Below are 25,906 nucleotides of genomic sequence, written 5' to 3'. Positions count from 1 at the left end.
TGCTCAACCTCAGCCGGCGGTTTCATGACCAAAGCGCACCTCAAGCCCTTGAACAAGCAGGCGATCGTCATCACCGGCGCCACCTCGGGAATCGGGCTGGCGGTGGCGCGGCGAGCGGCGAAGGCGGGGGCTAACGTCTTCCTGATCGCGCGCGGCGAAAAGGACCTGCGCGCCCTGTGCGAAGAGCTTCAGGCCACCGGCGCCCGCACCGCCTGGGCCATCGCAGACGTGGCCGACTTCGACGCCCTGTCCGAGGCCGCGGACAAGTGCCAGCGCCTGTTCGGCGGCTTCGACACCTGGGTGAACAACGCGGGCGTCTCCATCTTCGGCCCGATCCGCGAGACCACCCTGGAGGACCAGCGGCGGCTGTTCGAAACCAACTACTGGGGCGTGGTCAACGGCTCCCTCGTCGCCGCCGAACGGCTGCGCACGCGGCCCTGGGGCGGGGCCATCATCAATGTCGGCTCCATCCTGTCAGACGCCCCCATGCCGGTGCAGGGCGTCTATTCGGCGTCCAAGCACGCGGTGAAAGGCTTCACCAACGCCCTGCGCATGGAGATCATGCGCGACCAGGCCCCGATCAGCCTGTCGCTGGTCAAGCCGGCGGCGCTGGACACGCCCTACAGCCGGCATGCGCGAAACCTGACCGGCTACGCCGTGCACAATCCCCAGCCGGTCTATGCGACCCACGTCGCCGCCGACACGGTGCTGTACTGCGCCGTCCACCCGATCCGCGAGATCACCGTGGGCGGCGGCGGGCGTCTGATCGCCAGTCTTTACAACGCCTTGCCCGGTGTCGCGGAACCTCTTCTCGCCCGGTTCGCTCCTTCATTGATGCGGGACAAGGGTTCCGCCTATGCGCCGGACGACGACGGGCTCTACGACCCGACCGAAGACGGCCTCGATGAAGAGGTTCACTATCCGATGGTTCGCCAGTTCTCCGCCCTCGCCGAAGTCCGCAAACATCCCGGCATCGCCGCCGGCGTCCTGGCGGTGCTGGCCGGCGTCGGCCTCGCCACCCTCCTGCTGAACCAGCGCACCGGCCCGACGCGGTATGAAAACCTGCGCGGCCGCCTCAATCCGCGCGGCTGGGTCGACGCCGACGGCCTGCGCGGCCGGTTCGAGGATCTGGCCGAAAGCGTGCGCCGCGGCGTGGCCGAGGCCGGCGACCGCGCCCATGACCTCACCGACGACGCCCGCGACCGCGGCGGGCGCTGGCTGAAGCAGACGCAGAAATCCTCGCGCAAGGCGTTGAAGAAGCACGGCCGCACCGCCCGCCGCTATGCCGAGGACGCCGGCGACTACGCCAAGACCCACGCCAGGGAGGGCGGCGCCCTGATCGCCCTGGCCACCATCGCCGCCGCCATCGGCGCCGCGGCCCTGGACGCCCGCCGCCCCGACAGCCGCCTGCGCAACATCGGCCGGTTCTAGGCCGGCGCTACAAGCGGTTGGGCCGGAGCCCAGCCGGTGATTAGTGGTTAGTGATTAGTGGGTGGCCGCCGAACGGCCTGCATCAGGATGACATCCGCCCGTGGCGGCATCGAACCACTAATCACTAACCACTAATCACTTCCCAGCCGCCGTCAGGGCCGGCTGGCCGCTACCGTAACGGCAGCCGCCCCCTACGTCCGATCCTGACGCATCGGCATGCGATCCTGTCGGACATGGACCGCGATCTTCTCATCCCCAGGGATGGCCCTCCCGACATTGGGGCGATCTGTCGCTTCGCTCTGGCCGAACGGGCCGCCGCCCGTCTTCAGGGCCGCACCCGCCACGCCCGCCTGTTCCACCGCCTCGTCCAGAAATGCCTGCGCGCCCTGCGCTTCGCCGCCCGCATCGAGGCAGGGCGGGCGCACGCTCATCCGCACTCTTCGCACCCGCTTTTTTCTGACGCGCCCGAAAAAGTTCGCGGCACGGCCGCGCCCGCCGTCCCGCCCGATCCTGACCGCCATCGCACCGTCCGCGAAGGGCGACGACGACGGTGAAGCGGGGTCTGAACCGTCATTTTGATGCCTATCGTCGCCCCCGGTGCGCGCATCAACCGATGTGCGCCCTTCGCGCGCGCACTGTCCCCCGTTGCTGCAACTGCGAAGGTGAGCCAAGGTCTCGGCATGGCAGACGCGACCTATGTCTTCGACTTCGATTCGACCCTCGTGCGCGTGGAGACGCTTGAGGTCCTGGCCGACATCGCGCTCGAGGGCTCGCCCGACGCCGCCACCGTCCGCGCCGAGATCGCCCGCCTCACCGATCAGGCCATGGCGGGGGAACTGCCCTTCGGCGAGGCCCTGCGCCGCCGCCTGGCCCTGCTGCCCCTGACCCGCGCCCATGTGCAGGCCCTGGCCGACCGCATCCTCGACGAGGGCACGCCCTCGGTCCGCAAGAACCTGGCCTTCTTCCGGGGCGCGGCCGATCACATCATCATCCTGTCGGGCGGCTTCCGCGAGATCATCGCCCCCATCGCCGAGCGGCTGGGCGTCGCGCCGGACCGGGTGCTGTGCAACGACCTGACCTATGACGCCGACGGGCGCGTCACCGGCGTCGACGACGCCAACCCCCTGTCCCATGCCGGTGGAAAGCCGCAGGTTATCAAGGCGCTGGGCCTGTCCGCCCCTGTGGTCATGGTCGGCGACGGCTGGACCGACGCAGAGGTCAAGCAGGCCGGGGCCGCCGACCGCTTCTACGCCTATACCGAGATCGTCCGCCGCCCGACCGTCGTGGCCGCCGCCGACGCCGAGGTCGCCTCGATGGACGAGCTGCTGCACGCCGAAGGCCTGACCGGTCGCTGGTCCTATCCGCGCAGCCGCATGCGCATCCTGCTGCTCGAGACGATCCACCCCGCGGCCGTCGCGCGGCTGGAGGACGCCGGATACACCGTCGAGACGGTCAAGGGGGCGCTGGGCGAGGATGAACTGATCGCGCGCATCAAGGGCGTCCACGTCCTGGGCATCCGCTCCAAGACCCAGGTCACGGAGCGGGTTCTGGCCGCCGCCGACCGGCTGATGGCCGTCGCCGCCTTCTGCATCGGCACCAACCAGATCGACCTGGCCGCCGCCTCTGACCACGGGGTGGCGGTGTTCAACGCCCCCTACTCCAACACCCGCTCGGTCGTGGAGCTGGCCGTCGGCGTCATGATCACCCTGATGCGCGACGTGCCGGACAAGTCCGCCGCCATGCACCGGGGCGAATGGAACAAGTCCGCCACCGGCTCGCGCGAGTTGCGCGGCAAGACCCTGGGGATCGTCGGCTACGGCGCCATCGGCAGCCAGCTGTCGGTGCTGGCCGAGGGGCTGGGCATGCGGGTCATCTTCCACGACCTGACCGAGCGGCTGGCGCTGGGCAACGCCCGGCGCATGCCCTCGCTCGACGCCCTGCTGGCCGAAAGCGATGTGGTCAGCCTTCATGTCGACGGACGCGCCGACAACGCCGACGTCATGGGCGCGGCCCAGTTCGCGAAGATGAAGCCCGGCGCCCTGCTGCTGAACCTGTCGCGCGGCCACATCGTCGATGTCGGGGCCCTGGCCCAGGCGCTCGGCTCGGGCCGCGTCGGCGGCGCGGCGGTGGATGTCTTCCCCGAAGAGCCGGCCACCAACGCCGACCCGTTCGACAGCCCCCTGCGCGGTCTGAAGAACGTCATCCTGACGCCCCACATCGGCGGCTCCACCGAGGAGGCCCAGGAGGCCATCGGCGAATTCGCCGCCGAACGCCTGCTGGCCTATCTCAACCGGGGCGACACCACCTTCTGCGTCAACCTGCCGAACGTGCAGCTGGCCGAGGTCTCGGGCGCCCACCGCATCCTGCACATCCACCGCAACCAGCCCGGCGTCCTGGCCGAGCTGAACCGCGCCGTGGCCGAGGCCGGTCTGAACATCCTGGGACAACATCTGAAGACGGACGAACGCACCGGCTACGTCATCACCGACGTGGACCGCGACTATGATCCGGACGCGGTGCAAACCCTGCGGGGTGTGGCCGGGACGCTGCGCTTCCGCATGCTCTACTGAAAGCTTCCCCAGCGGCATCTTGCGTACCCGGAAAACGGGCGCAGAGTGCGGTCAACGGTCGCACCCTGACGGCCGAGGGAGGAAAACCAATGTCTCGTTTCCTGCGTAGCGCGGCCGTCGCCGCGTTGGCGGTCGCCGCCATGGGCGCGGCCTCGGCGGCCAGCGCCCAGACCTACAACCGCCTCGTCGTCTTCGGCGACAGCCTGAGCGACAACGGCAACCTGTACGCCGTCAGCGGCGGCACGCAGCCGCTGTCCCCGCCCTATTTCCAGGGCCGTTTCTCGAACGGGCCGGTCTTCACCGAGCTGCTGGGCTTCAACGCCGGGCGCTTCACCGCCGGCGCGCCGGTGACCGGCAGCGTCAACTACGCCTTCGGCGGGGCCCGCACCGACTCGGCCGCCTCGCCCCCCGGCATGCGCAACCAGCTGCTGGCCTACACCGGCGCCGGCGGCACCTTCGGACGCAATGACCTGGTCAGCGTCCTGGGCGGCGCCAACAACATCTTCCAGGCCTTCCCCGGCGCCGCGGCCAGCCCCTCCACGGCCCAGAGCGTCATGCAGTCGGTCGCCACCTCGGCCGCCACCGACATCAACTTCATCGTCAACAGCATCGCCACCGCCGGCGCCGGCACCATCCTGGTGACCAACCTGCCGCGCCTCGGCATCACGCCGCAGTTCTCGGCCACCGGGCCCAGCGGCGCGGCCCTGGCCGACTATTCGGGAACCACGTTCAACAGCGCCCTGCTCAGCCGCCTGATGGTGACCGCGGCCGCGCAGCCGAACACCAACATCATCCTGATGGACCTGTACAAGATCAGCGATCCGCTGGCCGCCAACCCGGGCCGCTTCGGCCTGACGAACGCCACCAACAGCTGCCTCAACGGCGTGACGGTCTGCGCCAACCCGGACGGCTACCTGTACTGGGACGGCGTCCACCCGACGGCCGCCGGCCATCGTCTGATCGCCCGCCTGGCCAATGACTACCTGTACTACGGTGATCTGGGCTCCCAGGCCGCCGTGCAGGCCGAGACCGCCTTCCGCCAGCGCGAGGATCTGCTGGACCTCTCCACCGAGGCCTTCGCCGGCCGCGGCGCGTGGGAACAGGGCACCCACATGTCCTTCGGCGTCGTCGCCGACAGCGTCGAGAGCGACGCCCGCGGCTCCGTGGCCTCGTCCAAGGCCACCGGCTGGGGCGGCCGCGTCGCCATCGATCACGTGGCCTCCGAAAGCCTGCGCTTCGGCATCGCCGGAACCTTCCGGACCGCCGACGTCGAGGCCGGCGCCATGGGCTTTGACGTCGAGACCTACGCCTTCGACGCCTGGGCCGGCTGGCGGTCGGGCAACATGTTCCTCGGCGCCGCCGCGGGCGGGTCGATCGACAACTACGACGACATCACCCGCCAGACCTCGCTGGCCCCCATCGTCCACACGGGCGAGACCAACGGCGGCAGCGTCGGCGCCCGCGTCCAGGGCGGCCTGTGGTTCGACATGGGCGGCATCGCCCTGTCGCCCCGCGCGGCCGTCAGCTGGGGTTCGACCGACGTGAACGCCTATAGCGAAGAGGGCGTCGCGGCCCAGTACGCCTATCAGGACCGCACGGTCCAGGCCGCCGCGGCCGAGATCTCGCTGCGCGCCGAAGGCGGCGGCGAGGGCCTGGGCTTCTACATCGAGGGCGGCTACCGCGACTCGTTCGGCGACAGCAGCGACGGCGTCCGCGTCGGCATCCTGGGCAACCCCGCCCAGATCCTGGAGCGTGAGGTCGAGGATCCGTTCGGCGGCTCGATCCTGGCCTCGGCCGGCGTCGAGGCCGACATGGGCCCGGGCAAGCTGACCTTCGGCTACCGCGGCCGCTTCGGCGACCACGCCGACAGCCATGTGGGCGCGCTGACCTACCGCATCTCGCTGCAGTAGGCCGTCCACGGACCGACAGGGGGCGCGCGGCGAAGGCTGCGCGCCCTTTTCGTTGCACGCCTGCGACGACCTGCCGCCCCCCGGCGCCCCAAAGTCGCCCGCCCCTCTGCCTATCTGTCCGTCTTCCCGAGGCGCAGACGCCCGGTCGCGCCGCGGACATGGCGCGCCCGCTGCGCCCTTCTCCCCGCTCATCCGAGCCGAAGACGGAGCCGACGCCGCCCATGCGACGCCTGTTGCCGACCGCCCGGTCGTTCCTTCTCCATTCCGGTCAGGCCGCCGCCCTCGGCGCCGTGGCCGTCCTCGCCATGGCCGCCGCGCCGCTGACCCCGACGCCCGCGTCGGACGAGGCCTTCGCCGTGCCCGAGCTTCCCCCGGTCACCGCCGTGGCGTCTCCGGCGGGACCCGTCACCCGCGTCATCGCCTTCGGCGAGCCTCTGCGCGGCTTCGCCGTCAACTCGGCCTTCGGCATGCGTCGCCTGCCCGGCCAGCAGGCCCGCCGTCACGAGGGCGTCGACATCGCCGCCCCGACCGGCACCAGCGTCAGCGTCGCCGCCGAGGGCCGCGTCCTGCGCACCGGCTATGACGCCGACGGCTACGGCCGCTTCATCGAGGTCCGGCATCCCAACGGCATGAGCAGCCTGTATGGCCACCTGAGCCGAATCGACGTCGCCAGCGGCGACGTGGTCGCTCCGGGCCAGCGCATCGGCCTGGTCGGCTCGACCGGCCGCTCGACCGGCCCCCACCTGCATTTCGAGGTCCGCCGCGGCGACCGTCAGGTCAATCCGGTCAAGGTCATGGGCCAGGCGTTCGAAATGACGGTGTCCGCCCCGGCCTGACGGTCGTTCACCGTACATATGCCCACGCTTTCTTCACCCCTTTCCAGGATAGTCCCCGACCGAAAGGGGCCGCCTTGGACCGCATACTCTACTGCATCGCCTTCCAGCACGACTGGCGCTGGACGCTGGCCGCCGGTCTGATCTGCGTCTTCGGCGTGGGCACGGCGTACCAGCTGCTGGGCCGCGCCCGCGAAGCGGTCGGCCCGCGCCGCCGCAACACCGCCCTGCTGGCGGCCTTCACTGGCGGCCTGGCGGTCTTCTCGACCCACTTCCTGGCGATGCAGGGCTATGACGCGGGCGGCGAGGTCCGCTACGCCGTCTGGTCCACCATCAGCTCGTTCTTCATGGCTTTCGCCAGCATCGGCCTGGCCTGCATGGTCGCGCTCTACCGGCCCGGCCCGGTGTACCGCGCGCTCGGCGCCGCGCTGGCGATCTCGGGCGTCGCCGCCATGCACTTCCTCGGCGTCGCCGCCATGCAACTGCCCGGCCTGATCCTGTGGAGCCCGGACCTGGTGGGCGCCTCCATCGCCGCCGCCATCGCCCTGGCCGCCGGCAGCGCCGCCTTCCTGCACGGACGCCCCGCCTGGCTCCGCTTCGCCGCCAGCGCCTGCGGCGCGATCTCGGTCGTCATCCTGCATTTCGGCTCCATGAGCGCCATGACCCTGGAACCGCAGTTCGCGGTCGACAACACCGCCTGGTCGCTGTCCGGCGGGATCATGATCAGCGTTATCGCCGCCATGGTGCTGGGCATCGCCTCCATCGCCGGCGCCGCCGTCTGGATGTGGTGGCTATCCCGGGCCAGCGCCCTGGGCCAACTGCGCCAGGCCATCGAAGCCATGCCCGACGGCCTGGCCTTCTATGACGCCAACGACCGTCTGGTCCTGTGGAACACCCGCTACGCCGAGGTGAACCCCGGGCTGGCGACGACGCTGCAGAAGGGCATGACCTTCCGCGAGATCGTCCAGATCGGTCTGGACGAAGGCCTCTACGCCAACGCCCTGGGCCGTGAAGACGCGTGGATCGCGGAGCGGATGGCCACCCGCGCGGCCCTGTCGACCACGATGGAGCAGCACATCTCGGGCGACAACTGGCTGCGCGTTTCCGACCGCCGCACCGTGGCGGGCGGCACCGTCACCATCTGCACCGACATCACCGAGCTGAAGCGCGACGCCCGCGCCCTGTCGGACGCCCGCGACGCGGCCGAACAGGCCAACGGCGCCAAGAGCCAGTTCCTGGCCAACATGAGCCACGAGATCCGCACGCCCCTGAACGGCGTCATCGGCGTGGCCCAGGCGCTGGCCAACACCGACCTGTCGGCCCAGCAGCGCGAGATGCTGGACCTGATCCAGTCCTCAGGCCAGACGCTGCAGGTCCTGCTGAGCGACATCCTCGACCTGGCCCGCGTCGAATCCGGCCGCCTGGAACTGTCCGAGGAAGCCTTCGACCTGGGCCGCGCCGTGCGCGAAGCCGCCCAGCTGTACGAGACCTCGGCCCGCGAGAAGGGGCTGCAGTTCTTCGTCGAGATCGACCCCGAGGTCGATTGCTGGGTCGCCGGCGACGTGGTGCGCCTGAAGCAGATCCTGACCAACCTGGTCTCCAACTCGGTCAAGTTCACCGGCGAGGGCTTCGTCTGCCTGACCGCCGCCCCCGGCCCCGTGCGCGCCGGCCAGCCGACCCTGCGCTTCTCGATCGAGGACACGGGCATCGGCTTCGACAGCGAGACCCGCACCCGCCTGTTCAGCCGCTTCGAACAGGCCGACGGAGCCATCACCCGCAGGTTCGGCGGTTCGGGCCTGGGCCTGGCCATCTCGCGTCAGCTGGCCGAGATGATGGGCGGCGAGCTGGACTGCGAGAGCGAGCCCGGCGGCGGCTCGTCCTTCATGCTGACCATTCCGATGCACAAGGCCGAAGCGCCCGCCACGGTCGCGGCCTCCGGCTCGGCCCTGGCCGCCGGCGACGACCGCCGCCTGCGCGTGCTGCTGGCCGACGACCACCCGGTGAACCGCAAGGTCGTGGAGATGATCCTGGCCCAGGCCGACATCGACCTGACCTCGGTCGAAGACGGCTCGCTGGCGCTGAACGCTGTGCGGGACGGCGACTACGACCTGATCCTGATGGACATGCAGATGCCGGTCATGGACGGGCTGACGGCGACCCGCGAGATCCGCCTGCACGAGGCCGCGATGGGCCTGCCGCGCACGCCGGTGATCATGCTGACCGCCAACGCCCTGCCCGAGCATATCGCCTCGGCGGAAGGCGCCGGCGCGGACCGGCACCTGGCCAAGCCCTTCGACGCCGGCGAACTGCTGGAGCTGGTCATCTCCCTGCCCCGCGCCGCCCAGGCCGCGATCGCCGCCTGATCCGGCGGCGACCGCTTTCGCCCGAGGCTATTCGTAGCCGTGGGCGGCTTCGTTGATCACCTGCGAGGGCATCGTCGAGAAGTCGACGGCGACCGGCTGGGCGATCTTGGACCGGAAGGTCTTGAGCACGTGCTCCAGCCGGCGCCGGACCTCACGCTCGGCCTCGGTCTGGGTGTCCAGGGTCAGCGGGGCCAAGCAGAAGTCGATGATGGCCGAGGTGGTTTTCAGCGGTTCCATGGGGTCTCTCCTGGTTATTCGGCCGCGACGAACTGCGCGGTTTCGGTGGAGTCCTTCAGCGCCGTGGTCGACGACTGGCCGTTCGAGATGACGGTGGCCACCTGGTCGAAGTAGCCGGTGCCGACCTCGCGCTGGTGACGGGTGGCGGTGTAGCCGCGGGCCTCGTTGGCGAACTCGCGCTGTTGCAGCTCGGAATAGGCCGCCATGCCGCGGTCGCGGTAGCCGTCCGCCAGCTCGAACATGCCGTTGTTCAGGCTGTGGAAGCCCGCCAGGGTCACGAACTGGAACTTGTAGCCCATGGCCCCCAGCTCGCGCTGGAACTTGGCGATCGTGGCGTCGTCCAGCTTGGCCTTCCAGTTGAAGGAGGGCGAGCAGTTGTAGGCCATCAGCTTGTTCGGATGCTCCTTCTGGATCGCCTCGGCGAACCGCTTGGCGTCGTCCAGATCGGGGTGGGAGGTCTCCCACCACAGCACGTCGGCGATCTTGGCGTAGCTGAGGCCGCGCGCGATGCAGTGATCCAGTCCCGTCCCCTCCTTCAGGCGGAAGAAGCCCTCGGGCGTGCGGTTGTCGCGGTCGATGAAGGGCTGGTCGCGCTCGTCGATGTCCGAGGTGATCAGCTGGGCGCTCTCGGCGTCGGTGCGGGCGACCGTGATCGTGGGCGTGCCCATGACGTCGGCGGCCAGGCGGGCGGCGACCAGGTTGCGCTCATGCGCCTGGGTCGGGATCAGGACCTTGCCGCCCAGGTGGCCGCACTTCTTCTCCGACGCCAGCTGGTCCTCGAAGTGGACGCCGGCGGCGCCGGCCTCGATGAAGGCCTTCATGATCTCGAAGCTGTTCAGCGGCCCGCCGAAACCGGCTTCGGCGTCGGCGACGATGGGCACGAACCAGTCGCGCTTGGCGCCGCCCTCGGCGTGTTCGATCTGGTCGGCGCGCTGCAGGGTGCGGTTGATGCGGCGGCACAGCTCGGGCGCGGCGTTGGCCGGGTACAGCGACTGGTCCGGATACATGGCCCCGGCGGTGTTGGCGTCGGCGGCGACCTGCCAGCCCGACAGATAGATGGCCTTCAGCCCCGCGCGGACCATTTGCATGGCCTGGTTGCCGGTGACGGCGCCCAGGGCGTTGATGAAGGGCTCGCTGTGCAGCAGCTCCCACAGGCGGTTGGCGCCGCGCTCGGCCAGCGTATGGGTGATCGGCACCGAGCCGCGCAGGCGCAGGACGTCCTCCGGCGTATAGGGGCGTTCGATGCCGTCGAAGCGGCCGGAGGGCGAAGGAACCAGATCGGCGAAGGTGGTCATGGTCGGTCTCTGTCCAGTGGGCCGTCGATGCGCGGCGGGTCACGGGCAGAGGAACACGCGCCAGTCACAAACGATACACGCTAAGGCGGACATATCGCGTCATTGAGTCACGATATGACACTTGATGTTAAGTCATTTTGTGACATCGTGCGGTCATGGACACCGCCGACCGCAAGCTGTTCCTGGGCGGCCGCCTCAAGCGGCTGCGGCGGGATCTGGGCCTGACCCAGACGGCCATGGCCGGCGATCTGGGCGTCTCGCCCAGCTATCTGAACCACATCGAACGCAACCAGCGCCCCGTCTCGGCCCAGCTGCTGCTGCGTCTGGCCGAGACCTATGACGTGGACCTGCGGGCGCTGGGGCAGTCCGGCGGGCCGGCGTCCGAGGCGACCCTGTCTGAGGCCTTCGCCGATCCGGTCTTCAACGGACTGGCTGTGCCCCGGCACGAGATCGTCCAGCTGGCCGAGGACCAGCCCGCCGTGGCCGACGCCGTGCTGCGCCTGTACCGCGCCTTCAGCGACCGCCGCGCCCGCGACCGGGCCGAGGCCGGCATCGGCGGCGGTGGAGGCGATGAGACTCCCGCCGACCGGGTGCGCGACTATGTGCAGGCGCGCCAGAACCACTTCCCCGACCTGGACGCCCTGGGCGAGGCGCTGGCCGCCGCGCTGGAGGCCGACAGCCCCGGCGAAACCTTCGAGACCCGCGCCCGCGCCCGGCTGATGGCGCGCCACGGCCTGACCGTGCGCACCCTGCCCGACGATGTGATGGTGGAGTGGACCCGCCGCTACGACCCGCACCGCAAGCGGCTGCACCTGTCCGAGACCCTGGGTCCCTCCTCGCGCGCCTTCGCCGTCGCCTTCCAGCTGGCCCTGGCCGAGCATGACGCTGAACTGACCGCGCTGGCGGCGTCCGCCGACATGCCCGACGAGGCCACACGGCGGGTGCTGAAGGTCGCCCTGACCAACACCCTGGCCGCCGCCATCCTGATGCCCTACGCCGCCTTCCACACGGCGGCGGAGGCCAACGGCTACGACATCGCCCGGCTGGAGGCGCGCTTCGGGGTCAGCTTCGAACAGGCGGCGCACCGGCTGACCACCCTGTCCCGCCCGTCCGCGCGCGGCGTGCCCTTCTTCCTGATGCGGGTCGATCAGGCGGGCAACATCTCCAAGCGCTTCGCCTCGGGTGCCTTCCCCTTTTCGCGCTTCGGCGGGGCCTGCCCGCGCTGGCGGCTGCACTCGGCCTTCCGCACCCCGGGCCGGATCGTCACCCAGATCATCGAGACGCCCGACGGCCAGCGCTGGTTCACCCTGGCCCGCACCGTCGAGCGCCAGGGCCGCGACGCCTTCACCGAGGGGCACGACCTGGCCATCGGCCTGGGCTGCGAGCTGAAGCACGCGCGGCGCCTGATCCACGCCCGCGGCCTTGATCTGGCGGCGCCGGAGGTGACGCCGATCGGCCCCGCCTGCCGCCTGTGCCACCGCCACCCCTGCGCCGAACGGGCCGCCCCGCCGGTCGATCGCGCGCCGGCGGTGGACGACTGGTCGAAGTCGGTCAGCCCGTGGCCGTTCGTGACGGCCTGATCGGCACAGCGTAGAAAATCTAACGCCAGATCACAGGAAATCCCGTTTGGCGCTGATCAATGCATCCATCAGCTTGCAGTTAATCTGCACGGCTGGGGGATAGTCATGACCAAACAACGATTGCTGCGAACCGGCGCGCTGGCGCTCGTCCTCGGCTGCGGCGCCACCGCGGTCCAGGCGGAGGACCCCGCCGGCGCGCCACAGACCCAGACCCCCAGCGTCGCCCAGCTCGGCGACCTCGTCGTCACGGCCCGCCGGCGCGAGGAACGCGCCCAGGAGGTTCCGATCGCCCTGACCGTCATCGGCGGCGAACAGCTGGACGACACCAACACCTACAATATCGGCCAGCTGACCCAGCAGGCGCCCAGCGTCCAGCTGCTGTCGTCCAACCCGCGCAACACCGCCATCACCATCCGCGGCATCGGGGCCAGCTACGGCCTGGCCAATGACGGTCTGGAACAGGGCGTCGGCATCTATGTCGATCAGGTCTATTACGCCCGCCCGGCCACCGCGACGCTCGACTTCGTCGACCTGGAGCAGATCGAGATCCTGCGCGGCCCCCAGGGCACCCTGTTCGGCAAGAACACCACCGCCGGCGCCCTGAACATCACCACCCGCGACGCCGCCTTCACGCCCAGCGGCACGGCTGAGGTCACGGTCGGAAACCTCAGCTTCGTCCAGGCCAAGGCCTCGATCACCGGACCCATCATCGACGAGGTCCTGGCCGGACGCCTGTCGATCGTCTCGACCCGCCGCGACGGCGCCCTGCAGAACGTCCGCGTCGGCCGCGACCAGAACGACCAGAACAGTTTCGCCGTGCGCGGCCAGCTTCTGTGGACGCCGACGCCGCAGCTGACCGTGCGCGCCTATGGCGACTGGAACCGCCAGCTCCTGGAGTGCTGCACCCAGGTGTACGTCGGCGTCGGCACGACCCTGAAGCCCGCCGGGTCGCAATACCCGGCGCTGGCCGGCGGCCGCGGCTACACGCCCCCCAGCACCAATCCCTACGACCGGCTGGTCGACATCGACGACGACATCCAGGCCGACCAGTGGCAGGCGGGCGGGTCGGTGATCGTCGACTATGATTTCGGCGACGTGCTGCTGACCTCGATCAGCGCCTATCGCGAGTGGGACTGGGAGCCCGCGAACGACCGCGACTACACCGGCCTCGACATCCTCAGGAAGTCCAACAATCCGTCGCACCAGGACCAGACCAGCCAGGAATTCCGCCTGTCTTCGGTGGGCGAGAACACGATCGACTGGGTCGGGGGCCTTTATTACTTCAACCAGACCGTCACGACCAACGGCATCACCCAGTACGGCAGCGACGCCTCCTACTGGCTGCTGGCCGCGGGTACCCCGGCCGCCTTGCTGGAGGGCTACACCGCGATCAACGTCTCGGCGATCGAGACCACCAGCTACGCCGCCTTCGGCCAGCTGACCTGGAACGTCAACGACCGGCTCCGGATCACGCCCGGCCTGCGCTACACCCGGGAAGACAAGTCCGGCGTCTATGATCTGTCCGTCTCTGGCGGGCTGGTGACGGCCGACCCCACCCTGATCTCCCGCCGCCTCGGCATCCAGCGCCCGCAGAACTACTCAGCCGAGATTTCGGAAGGCAGCTGGTCGGGGCAGTTGGCGATCTCCTACGAGGTCACGCCCGACATCCTGCCCTATTTCAGCTACGCGAAAGGCTTCAAGTCGGGCGGCATCAACATGTCCGGCCTTCCCACGACGGCCGCCGGCCTGCCCGCCCTGACCGCCGCCGAGGTCCGGCCCGAAGAGGTCACCACCTGGGAGCTGGGCCTGAAGACCCAAGCCTTCGACCGGCGCCTGACCGCCAACCTCGCCGCCTACTACACCGACATCACGGACTTCCAGGCCAACGTCGTCGACGCCGGCCCCGGCGCATTGCGCGGCTATCTGGCCAATGTCGAGAAGGTCGAGATCCGGGGCGTCGAACTGGACCTGACCGCCCATCCCAACGAATTCCTCGATCTCTACGCCAATGTGGCCTGGACCGACGGGGAGTACACGTCGTTCAGGAACGGGCCCTGCCCGCTGGAGCTGATCGGGGCTTCCACCGCCGCCTGCGATCTCAGCGGCAAGGAACTGCCCGGCGTCTCGCCGTGGGCGCTGGCCTTCGGCGGCGAACTGCATGGACCCGGCTCGGTCCTGGGTCTGTCGGGCGAGGTCTTCGCCGGCGCCGACGCCAGCTATCGCTCGACCTACAACTCGGACGCCGCCGTATCCCACTACACCGAGATCGAGGGCTACGGCCTGCTGAACCTGCGCGCCGGCTTCCGGTCCGACAACGGCTGGGAGGCGTCCGTCTTCGTCAAGAACGCCCTGGACGAGGAGTATCTCCAGTTCGTCAGCGTCCAGACCGGCAACTCGGGCCTCGTCATCGGCAATCCGGGCGACGAGCGCACGATCGGCGTCACCCTCAGGGCGCGCTACTGAAGCAGGACGATGCGCCCGGCCTCCATCCGGTAGGTCACGCCCGTTCGGTCGAACAGGCGGGCGATCAGGATCGAGGGGTTGGGCGCGCCGGTATCCAGCAGCGCGTCGATCTCGCGCCGCACGTCCGGATCGCCGGAGACCTGCAGCAGGGCGTTCAGCCATTCTTCCCGGGTCAGGACGCCGTCCTCGCGGTTGGCGTCGATCAGGGGCTTGAGGAAGTCGAACCAGTCGCCGCCGGTCGCCCGCTTCTGCGCGCCCTCGGCGGCCATCGCGAACACGGCCCCACAGGCGTAGTTGGCGCGGTGCTCGCCCCGCTGAGCGGCCGAAACGACCGGCTCGTCGGCGAGCTGGGCGCAGTCGTCGACCTCCTTCTGCAGCTCCCGCATCGTGTCGAAGGTCGGATCGAGGGCCGCGGAGGCGCGGATCGCGCTCAGGTCCGCCCCGCCTTCCGTGATCCAGGCGTCGCGCCGGGCCTCGTAGCGCACGGTCTGGCCCAGCCAGAAATGCGCGCTCTCATGGCCGATGAACCAGCGGGCGCGGTCGCTCATCGGCTTTGTCGGCTCCATCACGCCCGTGCCCCTGAAGGCCATGATGATCAGGCCGGGCAGGACGCTGCCGCCCATGCTGGTCATGCCGGACGTCGGGCCGTCCCAGCCGACCATGATGGTGGGCTTGTCGGTCTGGCCAGGTCCCAGGCGCCGGACGTAGTACTCGGCCATGCGGGGGGCGAAGCCGGCGATCTCGGCGCTGATCCAGCCGGGAAGCTGCGGATCGATCACGGTGGCCAGGCGCGGGCTGTCGACCAGCGCCATCTGACCGAACAGGACATAGGTCCCCTGGCCGCTTGAGGTCGCCTCGGCCCGCCGCTCACCGTTGATCAGCACCGGTCCAGCCCTGTCGCGCCAGCGAATGACGGCGTCCTGGCTCTCGAACTCCGCCTCGTTGAGGTCCTCCGGCAGGGCGCGGGCCGCTTCAACCGAGGCCAGGGGGAAGACGTCGAAATGGCCGCTGTAGAGCGCCGCCGAGCCGTCGGTGAAGACGATGGCCGGGTTGTAGTCGGCCTGCAGGTTCTGCGAGGCCGGACGCATCACGATCCGGATGCGGCGCGGCACGGGGCCGCCGCCCGTGGCGCGCAGGATGTCGAGATGGCCCTGCCGCTCCAGGATCACGCCCGGCGTCTCGATGGTCCACTGGACCGGCCGCCACGAGCCGCGGCCGTCGATGTCCAGCGCCGAGCGGATGAAGGCCCAGACCGGGGCGTCGGACGGCAGGACGTAGTCGGCGGTCCAGCGGTCGCCGTCGCGGGTCACGGTCACCTGCGGCGCGGCGGCCTCGGCGACGGCGGAGGCGGGCGCGCCGCCTGCGGTGGCGCAGGCGGTCAGGCCCAGTGTGAGCGCCGCGATGGCGGCCATGGTGGTCAGACGCATTCGGCGCTCCCCGTTCAAGCACATCCTGCCCCGTGGCCGCGGCAAGCGTCAGCTTAAGCTTTGGTCACGCTTGGGACCGTGAAAGGGCGCGCTGGGCAGCCTGCAGCTCACCGGCCATCACGGCTTTCAGCCGGGCCGGCTGGATGATTTCCACCTGCTCGCCCCAGGTGAACAGGTGCCAGGCCAGTTCGCGCATGCCCGAGGCGCGGAAGCGGACCACGACCGAGCCGTCCGGCTGGTCCTCGACGTCCTGGGTCGGGTGCCAGCGCCAGCCCCGGGCCTCCGGCGCCCCTTCCGGCGTGATCTTCAGCACCACGTCCTCGATCGCGTCCTGATAGATGCCGAAGGATTGGCCCGCGAAGACCTGCAAGTCGAAGTCGGCGGGGGGCGTGGCCACGCCCGGCTCGGCCTTGACCGCGCTCATCCGGTCCAGGCGGAAGGTCTTGATGGCCCCGCCGTCCAGCTCGGCGGCGACCAGGTAGTTGGCGCGGCCGAACATCAGGCCGCAGGGAGTCATGACGCGCCGCCGCGCCTCGGCGCCCGGGCGGCTGTAGATGAAACCCAGGGGCTGGCCGGCCAGCACGGCCCGCCGCACCTCCGCCAGCACCACCTCGTCGGCCGAGGCGCGCGGCCCGGCCTGCACGGCCAGGGTCTCGGCCCGCACCAGCGCCTCGAGATCCGGGGCCAGCCGGTTCAGGGTGGTCGAGCGCACCGCCGACTTCAGCTTGCGTTCCAGCCCCTCCAGCGAATTGGCCCGGGACGGTTCGCCGGTGGCGCGCAGCCCCTGCGCCGCCTTGCTGAGCTCGACCAGTTCCTCGGCCGTCGGGGCCTGTTCGAAGGCCGACAGGCCGCCGCGGATGCGCCAGCGCTTGTAGGGCGGGTCCGAGACCTCCTCGGTCTGGGGAAACAGCACCAGCACGGCGTCGCGCAGCCGCTCGGCGGTCCGCCGGGCGCTGTCGGTCTCACGCATCATGTCCTCAAGCGTCAGGCCTTCGGCGCTGGCCGCCATCCGCCGCGCGAGGTCCAGAACCATGGCCGCCTTGTCGAATCTCATGAGCGCCAGAAACCATACGTCCAAAAATGACGCAACGCTGTCTTACAACACAATCATCGACAGCGACACCGCTTCACGGAGTTTCCAAATGGCCCGCGCCTTCGCCCCCGCCGCCCAGATCGCCGCCAGCCGCTACCTGATCGTTCCGTGCGAGGCCGAAGCCGGCCTGGCCGTCATCTGGGACCGTCTGGAAGAACAGGTGATCGACGTGATCGACGCCCGCTTGTCGGCCCGCTACGCCGACGAGGACGCGCTGTGGGACGAGGCCCGCCCGGTCTTCGATCCCGCCGCCGACTTCCGCATGGCCGCCTGAGGACGGCTCAGGCCGCCTTCGGCTTGGTCCAGCGGTCGATCAGACGTTGGGCCGGCGCTTCCACCAGGCGATGCGCCAGCACGGCCAGGACCACGATCAGGCCGAACAGGGCGATGGCGAACAGGTCGTTCAGCCACGGCGAGCCGAAGTCGATGCGTCGTCCGCCGGGCAGCCAGTCCAGCTTGCGGCCGATGATCAGAATGACCACCAGCACGAACATGTGCACCATATAGATGGCGAAGGACCACCGCCCGAGGGTGACCAGCGGCTTCGCATCGAGCAGGCGCGACAGGGCGCCCTCCTCGCCCGCGAAGACCCAGACCGCGAACACGAACAGCAGGGTCACCAGCACCGTCACCGGCCCCGTGGCGAAGCCGATGAAGGCGCAGATGGCCAGCACGGTCGCGATCTCCAGCGCTGTCGCCGCCCCGCCCTTCAGGCGCGGGATGCGGGTCCAGAACCCCTGCAGCAGGCACCCCAGGAAGAAACCATAGACCGCCCGCGGGAAGGCCAGGTCGTGGGTGGTGTTCATCCAGCGCGGAGCCAGGGTCAGCACCATGATCCCGCCGATCACCGCCAGCACCGCCCCGACCCAGCGCCAGCCGCGTGGGAGGGCCAGCACCAGGGCGGCGAAGACGACATAGCAGCCGACCTCGACGCTCAGCGTCCAGGCCGGGCCGTTCCAGGTCAGGAAGCCATGCAGGTTGTAGGCCTGGATCAGCAGCAGGTTGGTGAAGATCGACTCGACCGAGCGGTCGCGCGCGAACGGGGTCACGCTGTCGAAATGGGTCCACAGCCGCAGCAGCTCCAGCCCGATGAAGGCCGCCAGCATGAGGACATGCAGGGGCCAGACCCGGCCCAGCCGCCGCACCATGAACCGCCCGGCGTCCCGCGGCGTCTTCAGCCGCGCAGCATAGGCATGGGCGATGACGAAGCCCGACAGGACGAAGAAATAGTCGACGAACAGATAGCCGTGCTGGATCAGCCCCCAGTCGCGCCAATGACTGGCCACCGGCATGTGGAACATGACGACCAGGATGGCGCAGACCCCGCGCAGGGAATCCAGCGCCTCGAAGCGGTGGTGGGCGGCGTTGGCGGGTTGAGCAGGCGTGTTCACGGGCGCGTGTTAGCGCCGCCCGCTGGCGCGCGATAGGGGCTTGTCAGCAGCCCCCGGCGCCGGGGGCTTTGGCCCGCATCCACGCCACCGACCGCTGCACCAGTTCGCGTAACACCGCCGGGTCCAGATCATCCAGCCGGTTCACATACAGGCAGCCCACGCTGGCCTTGTGCTTGCCCAGCCGCGCGAGCACGTCGTCCACTCCATCGAAGTCCCGCGCGACATAGAGGACCAGGTTCGCCTTGCGCGGCGAGAAGCCGATGATCGGCCAGTCGCCGGTCGCCCCGCGATAGCTGCCGTAGCCGATGATCGACGGCCCCCACATCACGGCGGGCTCGCCCGAGGCCTCGGCCATCAGCGCCTGCACCACCTCGGCGTCGGCCCGACGACGCGGGTTTTCGACGGCGTCGATGAAGTCGGCGACGGGGACGTCGGTGGGGCGGGTCTTGGGTTCGCTGGCCATGAGACATCCCTCCGGTCGCGAGCCTACCTCCGGACGGCGCTTCCCGCTACAGGCCGCCGCGGCCCGCCCTGCCTTGCGAAAAGCAGCGCGGCGATCACCACGAGCGCGAACGGAAAACCGCTGGGCGGCATCAGGGCCGAGCAGACCAGCAACCATACCCCCAGGCCGATGAACACCCCGCGCGGCACAAGCACGCCGCGTCGATCAAGATCGACCAGAAGAGCTCCTAGTCCCATGACCGGGACCGCGAAACTGCCGATCGTGGACCAGAACGCGAAGCCGCCGGCGACCAACTCCGGGCGCTGCCCAGCCAGCGGTCCCCAGTGCTCCCAGGTCCACAACCGGCCCCTCGCCAGATCTCCCGCATAGCTGAACGCGTCCAGACCAAGCACAGCGAGATGAAGGAGGCCCAGCCCGATCAGGCCGAAGCAACCCAGCCGATAAAGTGTCATGCCTTCACCTCCATACACTTCTGTATGGTCGTCCGGTTGGCAGCTGTCAATACAGTGGTGTATGGTTGGAGAATGACAGCCCCCCAGATCTCCCTGACCCGAACAGATTGGACACTGGCGGGGCTCGGTGCGTTGGCGGAAGGCGGCGTGGACGCGGTGAAGATCGACCGGCTGGCGAAGAGTCTCCAGGTCAGCCGGGGATCGTTCTACTGGCACTTCAAGGACCGCCACGACCTGCTCGCCGATCTGCTGACCCTGTGGGAGACGGATCTCACCGATCAGCTGATCGCCAACGCCTGGGATATCCCGGACGCCGCCGATCGCCTCCGCAATGTCGCCCTGCAGGCGATGGACCGACTGGTGCACGGCGTCGATGCGGCGAAAGCTGAAAACGCCCTGCGGGCCTGGGCCGCCGTCGATGACTCGGCGCGAGTCACCATGCGGCGCGTTGACGCCAGCCGCATCGCCTACATCGCCGCGGAACTTGAACGGCTGGGACGTCCGGCCGACGTCGCCGACGTCGCCGCGCGGGGGCTCTACATGACGCTTCTGGGGCTCTTCGTCGCCCGAACCTATAATCCCGAACTGGCGGATGACCGCGCCTGGATGGCCATCGTCAACGTGGTTCTGGATTCCGACGGCGCGGAATGAGCAGGGCCTAAAGGCTCTTCACGATCCCTTCGACCATCTTCTTGGCGTCGGCGAACAGCATCATGGTGTTGTCGCGGAAGAAGAGCTCGTTCTCGACACCGGCGTAGCCCGCCGCCATGCCGCGCTTGATGAACAGCACGGTGCCGGCCTTCTCCACGTCCAGGATCGGCATGCCGTAGATGGCGCTGGTCGGGTCGGTCTTGGCCGCCGGATTGGTGACGTCGTTGGCGCCGATGACGAAGGCCACGTCGCAGCTGCCGAACTCGGAGTTGATGTCCTCCAGCTCGAACACCTCGTCATAGGGGACGTTGGCCTCGGCCAGCAGGACGTTCATGTGACCGGGCATGCGGCCGGCGACGGGGTGGATGGCGTATTTCACCTCGACCCCCTCCTCCTTCAGCTTGTCGGCCATCTCGCGCAGGGCGTGCTGGGCCTGGGCCACGGCCATGCCGTAGCCGGGCACGATGATGACCTTCGACGCGTTCTTCATGATGAAGGCGGCGTCCTCGGCCGAGCCCTGCTTGACCGGCCGGGTCTCGACCGCGCCGCCGGGCCCCGCCGCCGCGTCCCCGCCGCCGAAGCCGCCCAGGATGACGCTGATGAAGCTGCGGTTCATGCCCTTGCACATGATGTAGCTGAGGATCGCGCCCGAGCTGCCGACCAGGGCCCCGGTGATGATCAGGGCGATGTTCTCCAGCGTGAAGCCCAGCGCCGCCGCGGCCCAGCCGGAGTAGGAGTTGAGCATCGACACCACCACCGGCATGTCCGCGCCGCCGATGGGGATGATCAGGGTCGCGCCCAGGATCAGGGCGATGGCGAACACGCCCCAGAAGGCCCAGGTCGCCGTGCCGCCCGAGCCGATCATGACGCCGATCAGCAGGACCAGGCCCAGGGCCAGGGCGATGTTGATCAGGTGCCGGGCGGGCAGGATGATCGGCGCGCCGCTCATGTTGCCGTTCAGCTTGGCGAAGGCGATCACCGAGCCGGTGAAGGTGACCGCGCCGATGGCGACGCCGAGGCTCAGCTCGATGATCGACAGCGTCTTGATGCCGTCCGCCGCGGTGGCGATGCCGAAGCTGTCCGGGGCGTAGACCGCGCCCACCGCGACCAGACAGGCGGCCATGCCGACCAGGCTGTGGAAGGCGGCCACCAGCTGGGGCATCTGGGTCATCTGCACCCGGCCCGCGATCAGGGCGCCCGCGCCGCCGCCGATGACCACGCCGCCGGCGATCAGGCCCAGGGTCAGCGGGTCCATGGCCTTGCTGGCCCACAGCGTCAGCAGGGTCACGCCGACGGCCAACGCCATGCCGATCATGCCGAAGGTGTTGCCGCGCCGGCTGGTCTCGGGACTCGAAAGCCCGCGCAGCGACAGGATGAACAGGACGCCGGAGACCAGATAGGCCAGGGCCGCGATGGATGCGTTCATTCCGTTCCCCCACTCGTCATCAGAACAGTCCCGCCGTCGCCGATTCACCGACGGCGCGCGCGACGGCGGTCTCGACCTTGCCCGGACGGCCGACAGCGATGGCCACCGGCCCCTCGCCGCCCGTCTTGGTCACTCGGCAATGCCCGGTGTCCAGCGGCATGCGACCCCGGGACGGCCCGGAGCCCTCGTCGGTCAGCTGGTTGATCCAGGCTTCCCGGTCATAGTTGTTGCGGTAATAGGTCACCGGCGGGAAGCGGCAGTTCAGCCGCCATGACGCCCCTCCGGGCGCCGAGACCGACCAGTGCAGCCCGCCCTCGATATTCTCGCCGACATAGGTCTGCGCCGCCGCGGGCGCGGCCAGGGCGACGCCGGCCACGGCGATCAGCGTCAGCGCCCTCATCGGCCCGCTCCGGACGGCGGGCAGGCCGTGCGCGACAGCCGCCACAGCGCCGCCGCCACGAACAGGGGCGAGATCAGGGCCAGCGCCCATTCGATGACGCCCAGCGGCTTCGTCTGGCCGACGAAGCGCAGCAGGATGGACGAGAAGACCAGCACCGTGCCGCAGTCCACCTGACGCAGGCGGCGCAGCGGCGTTTTCTCGAAGATCGAACGCACCCACAGGCCCACGCCGACCGCCAGTCCGACCAGCGAGATTCCAAAGGCGAGCGTGTGGGCGTCGAAGGTCACGAGGCGGCGGGCTCCGCGGCCTTGGGCTTCTCCTTCTTGCGGTACATGGCCAGCATGCGCCGCGTGACCATGAAGCCGCCGAAGATGTTGACGCTGGCCAGGGTCACGGCCGCCACGCCGGCGCCCTTGGCGATCCAGCCGTCGCCGCTGGAAGCCGCCGCCGCCGCGATCAGGCCGCCGACGACGATCACCGAGGAAATGGCGTTGGTCACGGCCATCAGCGGCGTGTGCAGCGCCGGCGTCACCGACCAGACGACATAGTAGCCGACGAAGATCGCCAGCACGAAGATGGCCAGCCGGAAGATGGTGGGATCGACGTGTTCCATGGTCAGTGGCCTCGCGGTTCGTGAAACTCGGTCATGTCAGCATCTGCACGAGGAATCTTGTTCTCCACCCACGCCAACAAGGCCAGAACGGCAACGGCGATGGCGAGTATCAGCAGATAGTAAGGCCCGCGCTCGATCAGGAAGCCGCCAACGTCGGCGGCCGGATGCTCAACACGAAACGCGGAGAAGCGCTCAAACTCCCGCCAGACCTGATAGGCGACCGAGCCCAGCCAAAGAATGAGGACGAGCGACTTTCCGAACCTCATCCCTTCACCCCCTCATGCACCACGGCGCCGCCGCTGGTGACCACCGACGCCTTGAGGATCTCGTCCTCCAGGTCGACCGCCAGGACGCCGTCCTTGATCAGCAGGCCGACGAAGGCGACCAGGTTGCGGGCGTAGAGGGCCGAGGCGTCCGCGGCGATGCGGCCCGGCAGGTTGGACCAGCCGACGATCTGGACGCCGTTCGCGGTGGTGACGACCTCGCCCAGCTTGGCGCCCTCGACATTGCCGCCGTTGTCGATGGCCAGGTCGACGATGACCGAGCCCGGCTTCATCGAGGCCACGTGCGCCGCCGTGACCAGCCGGGGCGCGGGACGGCCGGGGATCAGGGCGGTGGTGATGACGATGTCCTGCTTGACGATGTGCGAGGCCGTCAGCTCGGCCTGCTTGGCCTGATACTCGGGCGACATCGGCTTGGCGTAGCCGGCGGCGGTCTCGGCGGCCTTGAACTCCTCGTCCTCGACGGCGACGAACTTCGCGCCGAGCGACTCGACCTGTTCCTTGGACGCCGGGCGGACGTCGGTGGCGGTGACCACCGCGCCCAGGCGCCGGGCGGTGGCGACGGCCTGCAGCCCCGCGACGCCCGCGCCCATGACGAAGACCTTGGCCGCGGCGACCGTGCCCGCCGCCGTCATCATCATCGGGAAGCCCTTGCCGTAGGCGTAGGCCGCCTCGATCACGGCGCGATAACCGGCCAGGTTGGCCTGGGACGACAGCACGTCCATCACCTGAGCCCGGGTGATGCGCGGCACGAACTCCATGGCGAAGGCCGTCACGCCCGCCTGGGCCAGCGCCTGCACCGTGTCCTTCTCGCGATAGGCGTCCAGCATGGCGGCGACGACCGCGCCGGGCTTCAGGGCGCTGGTCTCCTGCGCCGTCGGACCGCGCACCTTCAGCACCAGATCAGCGCCGGACAGCACGGCCTTGGTGTCCTTGGCCACGACGGCGCCGGCGGCTTCGTAGTCCGCGTCGGGGATGGAGGAGCCGGCGCCCGTGCCGGCCTCGACCGTCACGGTCGCGCCCAGCGCGATCAGCTTCCTGACCGTTTCCGGAGTGACGGCGCAACGCGGTTCGCCTTCACGGCGCTCGCGGGTCACGGCGATGGCGACAGCCAAGCGAATCCCTCCCTCACTGGTTTATTGAGCGACGTTAGGCTCTTCCGGAGCGACGCGTCAAAAGCGCGCCCGTCATGGACAGGGGCCTCGCCCTCGACCATAGACGCCCGCGTGTCAGACAGCCCTTCCCCGAGCATGCGCCGCAACGACCTGGACTGGATCCGGGTCAGCGCCTTCGGCCTGCTGATCCTGTACCATGTGGCCCTGGTCTATGCGCCGTACGACTGGCACATCCACAGCGCCCACACCTTCCCCTGGCTGCACGAAGCCCTGCTGCTGACCAATCCGTGGCGGCTGACGCTGCTGTTCCTGGTGTCCGGCGCGGCGCTGCGTTTCATGACCGCGCGGCGGACGGCGGCCCAGACCCTGAAGGCGCGGGCCGAGCGGCTGATTCCGCCCCTGCTGTTCGGCGCCTTGGTGCTGGTGCCGATCCAGTCCTGGGTCGAGGCCCTCGACAAGGGCGGCTTCACCGGAAACTTCGCCGACTGGCTGTGGCACGAGTTCGGCCCGGCCGGCCTGGCCGACGGCGTGCCGGTCAACCACCTGTGGTTCATCGTCTATATCGCGGTCTACAGCCTGGTCGCCGTGGCCCTGATGACCCGCCCGGCCCTGATGGCCCGGGCCGAGGCCTGGCTGGTCCGCAACACGGCGGGCTGGCGCATCCTGGTCGTGCCGCTGGTCTATCTGATCGTGATCCGCATCGTGCTGTTCCCGATCTTCGGCATCACCAACAAGCTGACGTGGGACTTCTACAATCACTTCCTGTCGCTGGGAGCCTTCCTGTTCGGCTTCCTGATCGTCGGGCATCAGGGCGTCTGGGCCGAGCTGGAGCGCCGCCGGCACCTGTCGCTGATCGTGGCCCTGATCGCCCTGCCGATCATGATGTGGCAGGCGGCCCACCCCGGCGGCGGGACCTGGTTCGGCGTGCCGCGCGCGGTCGTGTTCGCCATCGACCAGTGGGCGGTGATCACCGCCATCCTCGGCTACGGCAGCCGCTATCTGCGCAAGACGCCCGGCCCCGCCCTGCCCTATCTGGTGGACGCCACCTTTCCCCTCTATCTCGCGCACCAGACGGTGCTGGTCGTGGCGGTCTGGTTCATCCGCCCCGCGAACCTGCCCGCCCCGCTCGAGGCCGCCTGCCTGGTCGGCGTCACCTTCGGAACCAGCCTGCTGATCTACGAGATCGTGCGCCGCATTCCCCTGATTCGGCCGCTGTGGGGTCTCAAGCCCTTCCCCGCCCCCGTCGGACGCCCCCGCTACCATCGCCGCCGCCGGCTGCTGATGATCGGCATGGGCGCGCCGGTGCTGGCCCTGACCGCGGTCCTGATCGGCGTGGCGACCTGGCCGGGCTTCGATCACGCGCGCCAGTATCTCAGCGAGCTGGGCGGCGCCTCGGCTCCCATGCCCCTGATCTTCAACGGCGGCGTCTTCATCGCCGGCGCGATGTGCATCGCCGCGGGGGTCGGCTTCGGCCTGGCCATCCACGCCCTGACCGAGCGCTGGTTCGTCGCGGGCCTGACCGCCGTGGTCTTCACCCTGGCGGGCATCGGCCTGGCCGCCTCCAGCCTCTATCCCTGGCCCGACCCCCGGCACATGGCCATCAACCTGGGCCTCGGCATCCAGCTGGCGCCCCTGCTGCTGCTCTGGGGCCTATGGAGCCATGTCGACATGAAGCGGCTGAAGATCTTCCTGGCCGTGGTCTTCGTGGCCATGGCCGTCCTGACCGCCTTCACCTACCATATGGTGCTGCCCGGAACAGTCAACGACGCCAATGTCGGCTGGTGGGAGCGGGGCTATGCGATTATCCTCGTCGGCTGGGTCGGGATCGCGGCTTTCGTGATCGAACGCCGCCTGAAGGCCCACGCCGGCCCCGACTGAAGGCCCCCGCGGGCCGCCAAAGCCCCGGAAAACC

General features: G+C 69.5%; 24 protein-coding genes. 10 read left to right on the top strand and 14 right to left on the bottom strand.

The features are described 5' to 3' along the window. The first annotated feature begins 24 nt into the window (after positions 1–24). Complete coding sequence (locus AC07NB_RS00230; protein WP_494571670.1) at positions 25–1,431, top strand: SDR family oxidoreductase; 1,407 nt, start codon at positions 25–27, stop codon at positions 1,429–1,431. A 191-nt stretch (positions 1,432–1,622) separates the two neighbouring features. Here AC07NB_RS00230 and AC07NB_RS00225 read toward each other — a convergent pair whose 3' ends face one another. After that, positions 1,623–1,952 (bottom strand): hypothetical protein, encoded by a 330-nt coding sequence (locus AC07NB_RS00225; protein WP_291837261.1) that lies wholly within the window; start codon positions 1,950–1,952, stop codon positions 1,623–1,625. A gap of 159 nt (positions 1,953–2,111) precedes the next feature. On the opposite strand from AC07NB_RS00225, the gene serA reads away from it, so the two are divergent. The 4 genes from serA to AC07NB_RS00205 all read left to right on the top strand — a co-directional run bounded on the left by serA (position 2,112) and on the right by AC07NB_RS00205 (position 9,107). After that, positions 2,112–4,001, top strand: a complete 1,890-nt coding sequence (serA, locus tag AC07NB_RS00220; RefSeq protein ID WP_494571669.1) for a phosphoglycerate dehydrogenase — start codon at positions 2,112–2,114, stop codon at positions 3,999–4,001. A gap of 89 nt (positions 4,002–4,090) precedes the next feature. Further along, positions 4,091–5,911, top strand: coding sequence for an autotransporter domain-containing protein (locus tag AC07NB_RS00215; protein WP_494571668.1), 1,821 nt, complete (start codon positions 4,091–4,093; stop codon positions 5,909–5,911). Between the two features lie 221 nt (positions 5,912–6,132). Then, positions 6,133–6,747 carry a M23 family metallopeptidase gene (locus tag AC07NB_RS00210; RefSeq protein ID WP_492313563.1) on the top strand — a complete coding sequence of 205 codons (615 nt, stop codon included), beginning with the start codon at positions 6,133–6,135 and terminating at the stop codon, positions 6,745–6,747. 74 nt (positions 6,748–6,821) lie between these two features. Continuing rightward, a complete protein-coding gene (locus tag AC07NB_RS00205) occupies positions 6,822–9,107 on the top strand; it encodes a response regulator (RefSeq protein WP_494571667.1) in 2,286 nt (761 codons plus the stop codon). Positions 9,108–9,134: 27 nt separating this feature from the next. Here AC07NB_RS00205 and AC07NB_RS00200 read toward each other — a convergent pair whose 3' ends face one another. Continuing rightward, positions 9,135–9,344, bottom strand: a complete 210-nt coding sequence (locus AC07NB_RS00200) for a hypothetical protein (protein WP_291837271.1) — start codon at positions 9,342–9,344, stop codon at positions 9,135–9,137. 14 nt (positions 9,345–9,358) lie between these two features. After that, positions 9,359–10,639 carry an isocitrate lyase gene (gene aceA, locus AC07NB_RS00195; RefSeq protein ID WP_494571666.1) on the bottom strand — a complete coding sequence of 427 codons (1,281 nt, stop codon included), beginning with the start codon at positions 10,637–10,639 and terminating at the stop codon, positions 9,359–9,361. A gap of 155 nt (positions 10,640–10,794) precedes the next feature. Here aceA and AC07NB_RS00190 point away from each other — a divergent pair, with 155 nt between their 5' ends. Together AC07NB_RS00190 and AC07NB_RS00185 are read left to right on the top strand one after the other, a co-directional pair. Continuing rightward, positions 10,795–12,219: a helix-turn-helix domain-containing protein gene (locus AC07NB_RS00190; protein ID WP_494571665.1), complete on the top strand. Its 1,425-nt coding sequence runs from the start codon at positions 10,795–10,797 to the stop codon at positions 12,217–12,219. 105 nt (positions 12,220–12,324) lie between these two features. Further along, the gene (locus AC07NB_RS00185) at positions 12,325–14,682 is read left to right on the top strand and encodes a TonB-dependent receptor (RefSeq protein WP_494571664.1); all 2,358 of its coding nucleotides are present in this window, start codon (positions 12,325–12,327) and stop codon (positions 14,680–14,682) included. Here AC07NB_RS00185 and AC07NB_RS00180 read toward each other — a convergent pair. Both AC07NB_RS00180 and AC07NB_RS00175 read right to left on the bottom strand, forming a co-directional pair. Next, positions 14,676–16,109 (bottom strand): hypothetical protein, encoded by a 1,434-nt coding sequence (locus AC07NB_RS00180; RefSeq protein WP_494571663.1) that lies wholly within the window; start codon positions 16,107–16,109, stop codon positions 14,676–14,678. The genes AC07NB_RS00185 and AC07NB_RS00180 overlap by 7 nt on opposite strands. Before the next feature lie 64 nt (positions 16,110–16,173). Further along, on the bottom strand, positions 16,174–17,163 hold the full coding sequence (locus AC07NB_RS00175; protein ID WP_494571662.1) for a helix-turn-helix transcriptional regulator: 990 nt from the start codon (positions 17,161–17,163) through the stop codon (positions 16,174–16,176). A gap of 88 nt (positions 17,164–17,251) precedes the next feature. Between AC07NB_RS00175 and AC07NB_RS00170 the strand changes: the two genes are divergently transcribed. Next, on the top strand, positions 17,252–17,476 hold the full coding sequence (locus AC07NB_RS00170) for a hypothetical protein (protein ID WP_492832713.1): 225 nt from the start codon (positions 17,252–17,254) through the stop codon (positions 17,474–17,476). Positions 17,477–17,483: 7 nt separating this feature from the next. Here AC07NB_RS00170 and AC07NB_RS00165 read toward each other — a convergent pair whose 3' ends face one another. The 3 genes from AC07NB_RS00165 to AC07NB_RS00155 are packed head-to-tail and all read right to left on the bottom strand — an operon-like array spanning position 17,484 to position 19,508. Further along, complete coding sequence (locus tag AC07NB_RS00165) at positions 17,484–18,593, bottom strand: acyltransferase family protein (RefSeq protein WP_494571661.1); 1,110 nt, start codon at positions 18,591–18,593, stop codon at positions 17,484–17,486. Positions 18,594–18,636: 43 nt separating this feature from the next. After that, on the bottom strand, positions 18,637–19,056 hold the full coding sequence (locus tag AC07NB_RS00160) for a DUF1801 domain-containing protein (RefSeq protein ID WP_494571660.1): 420 nt from the start codon (positions 19,054–19,056) through the stop codon (positions 18,637–18,639). A gap of 23 nt (positions 19,057–19,079) precedes the next feature. Further along, positions 19,080–19,508: a hypothetical protein gene (locus tag AC07NB_RS00155; RefSeq protein WP_494571659.1), complete on the bottom strand. Its 429-nt coding sequence runs from the start codon at positions 19,506–19,508 to the stop codon at positions 19,080–19,082. A gap of 72 nt (positions 19,509–19,580) precedes the next feature. On the opposite strand from AC07NB_RS00155, the gene AC07NB_RS00150 reads away from it, so the two are divergent. Then, positions 19,581–20,159: a TetR/AcrR family transcriptional regulator gene (locus AC07NB_RS00150; protein ID WP_494571658.1), complete on the top strand. Its 579-nt coding sequence runs from the start codon at positions 19,581–19,583 to the stop codon at positions 20,157–20,159. Positions 20,160–20,166: 7 nt separating this feature from the next. Here the strand turns inward: AC07NB_RS00150 and AC07NB_RS00145 are convergent, their stop codons facing one another. From AC07NB_RS00145 to AC07NB_RS00120, 6 genes are read right to left on the bottom strand one after another with little or no spacing between them, the layout of a single operon-like run. Beyond that, complete coding sequence (locus AC07NB_RS00145; protein ID WP_494571657.1) at positions 20,167–21,585, bottom strand: NAD(P)(+) transhydrogenase (Re/Si-specific) subunit beta; 1,419 nt, start codon at positions 21,583–21,585, stop codon at positions 20,167–20,169. Between the two features lie 19 nt (positions 21,586–21,604). Continuing rightward, positions 21,605–21,985 (bottom strand): hypothetical protein, encoded by a 381-nt coding sequence (locus AC07NB_RS00140; protein WP_494571656.1) that lies wholly within the window; start codon positions 21,983–21,985, stop codon positions 21,605–21,607. Beyond that, entirely contained in the window at positions 21,982–22,272 is a 291-nt protein-coding gene (locus AC07NB_RS00135) for a hypothetical protein (RefSeq protein WP_494571655.1), read from the bottom strand. The genes AC07NB_RS00140 and AC07NB_RS00135 overlap by 4 nt, the downstream gene beginning before the upstream one ends. Beyond that, positions 22,269–22,598 carry an NAD(P) transhydrogenase subunit alpha part 2 gene (locus AC07NB_RS00130; RefSeq protein ID WP_492313575.1) on the bottom strand — a complete coding sequence of 110 codons (330 nt, stop codon included), beginning with the start codon at positions 22,596–22,598 and terminating at the stop codon, positions 22,269–22,271. Before AC07NB_RS00130 ends, AC07NB_RS00135 begins: the two co-directional genes overlap by 4 nt. Positions 22,599–22,600: 2 nt before the next feature. Then, entirely contained in the window at positions 22,601–22,864 is a 264-nt protein-coding gene (locus tag AC07NB_RS00125) for a hypothetical protein (RefSeq protein WP_494571654.1), read from the bottom strand. Next, positions 22,861–23,994, bottom strand: coding sequence for a Re/Si-specific NAD(P)(+) transhydrogenase subunit alpha (locus tag AC07NB_RS00120; protein WP_494571653.1), 1,134 nt, complete (start codon positions 23,992–23,994; stop codon positions 22,861–22,863). Before AC07NB_RS00120 ends, AC07NB_RS00125 begins: the two co-directional genes overlap by 4 nt. A gap of 135 nt (positions 23,995–24,129) precedes the next feature. Here AC07NB_RS00120 and AC07NB_RS00115 point away from each other — a divergent pair, with 135 nt between their 5' ends. After that, positions 24,130–25,872 carry an acyltransferase family protein gene (locus tag AC07NB_RS00115; RefSeq protein ID WP_494571652.1) on the top strand — a complete coding sequence of 581 codons (1,743 nt, stop codon included), beginning with the start codon at positions 24,130–24,132 and terminating at the stop codon, positions 25,870–25,872. Positions 25,873–25,906: the final 34 nt, after the last annotated feature.

It is taken from the genome of Brevundimonas sp. GW821-FHT09G01 (genome assembly GCF_059416065.1).
Note: the sequence above shows the minus strand (reverse complement) of the source record. Positions and strands in the feature narration are given on the sequence as shown.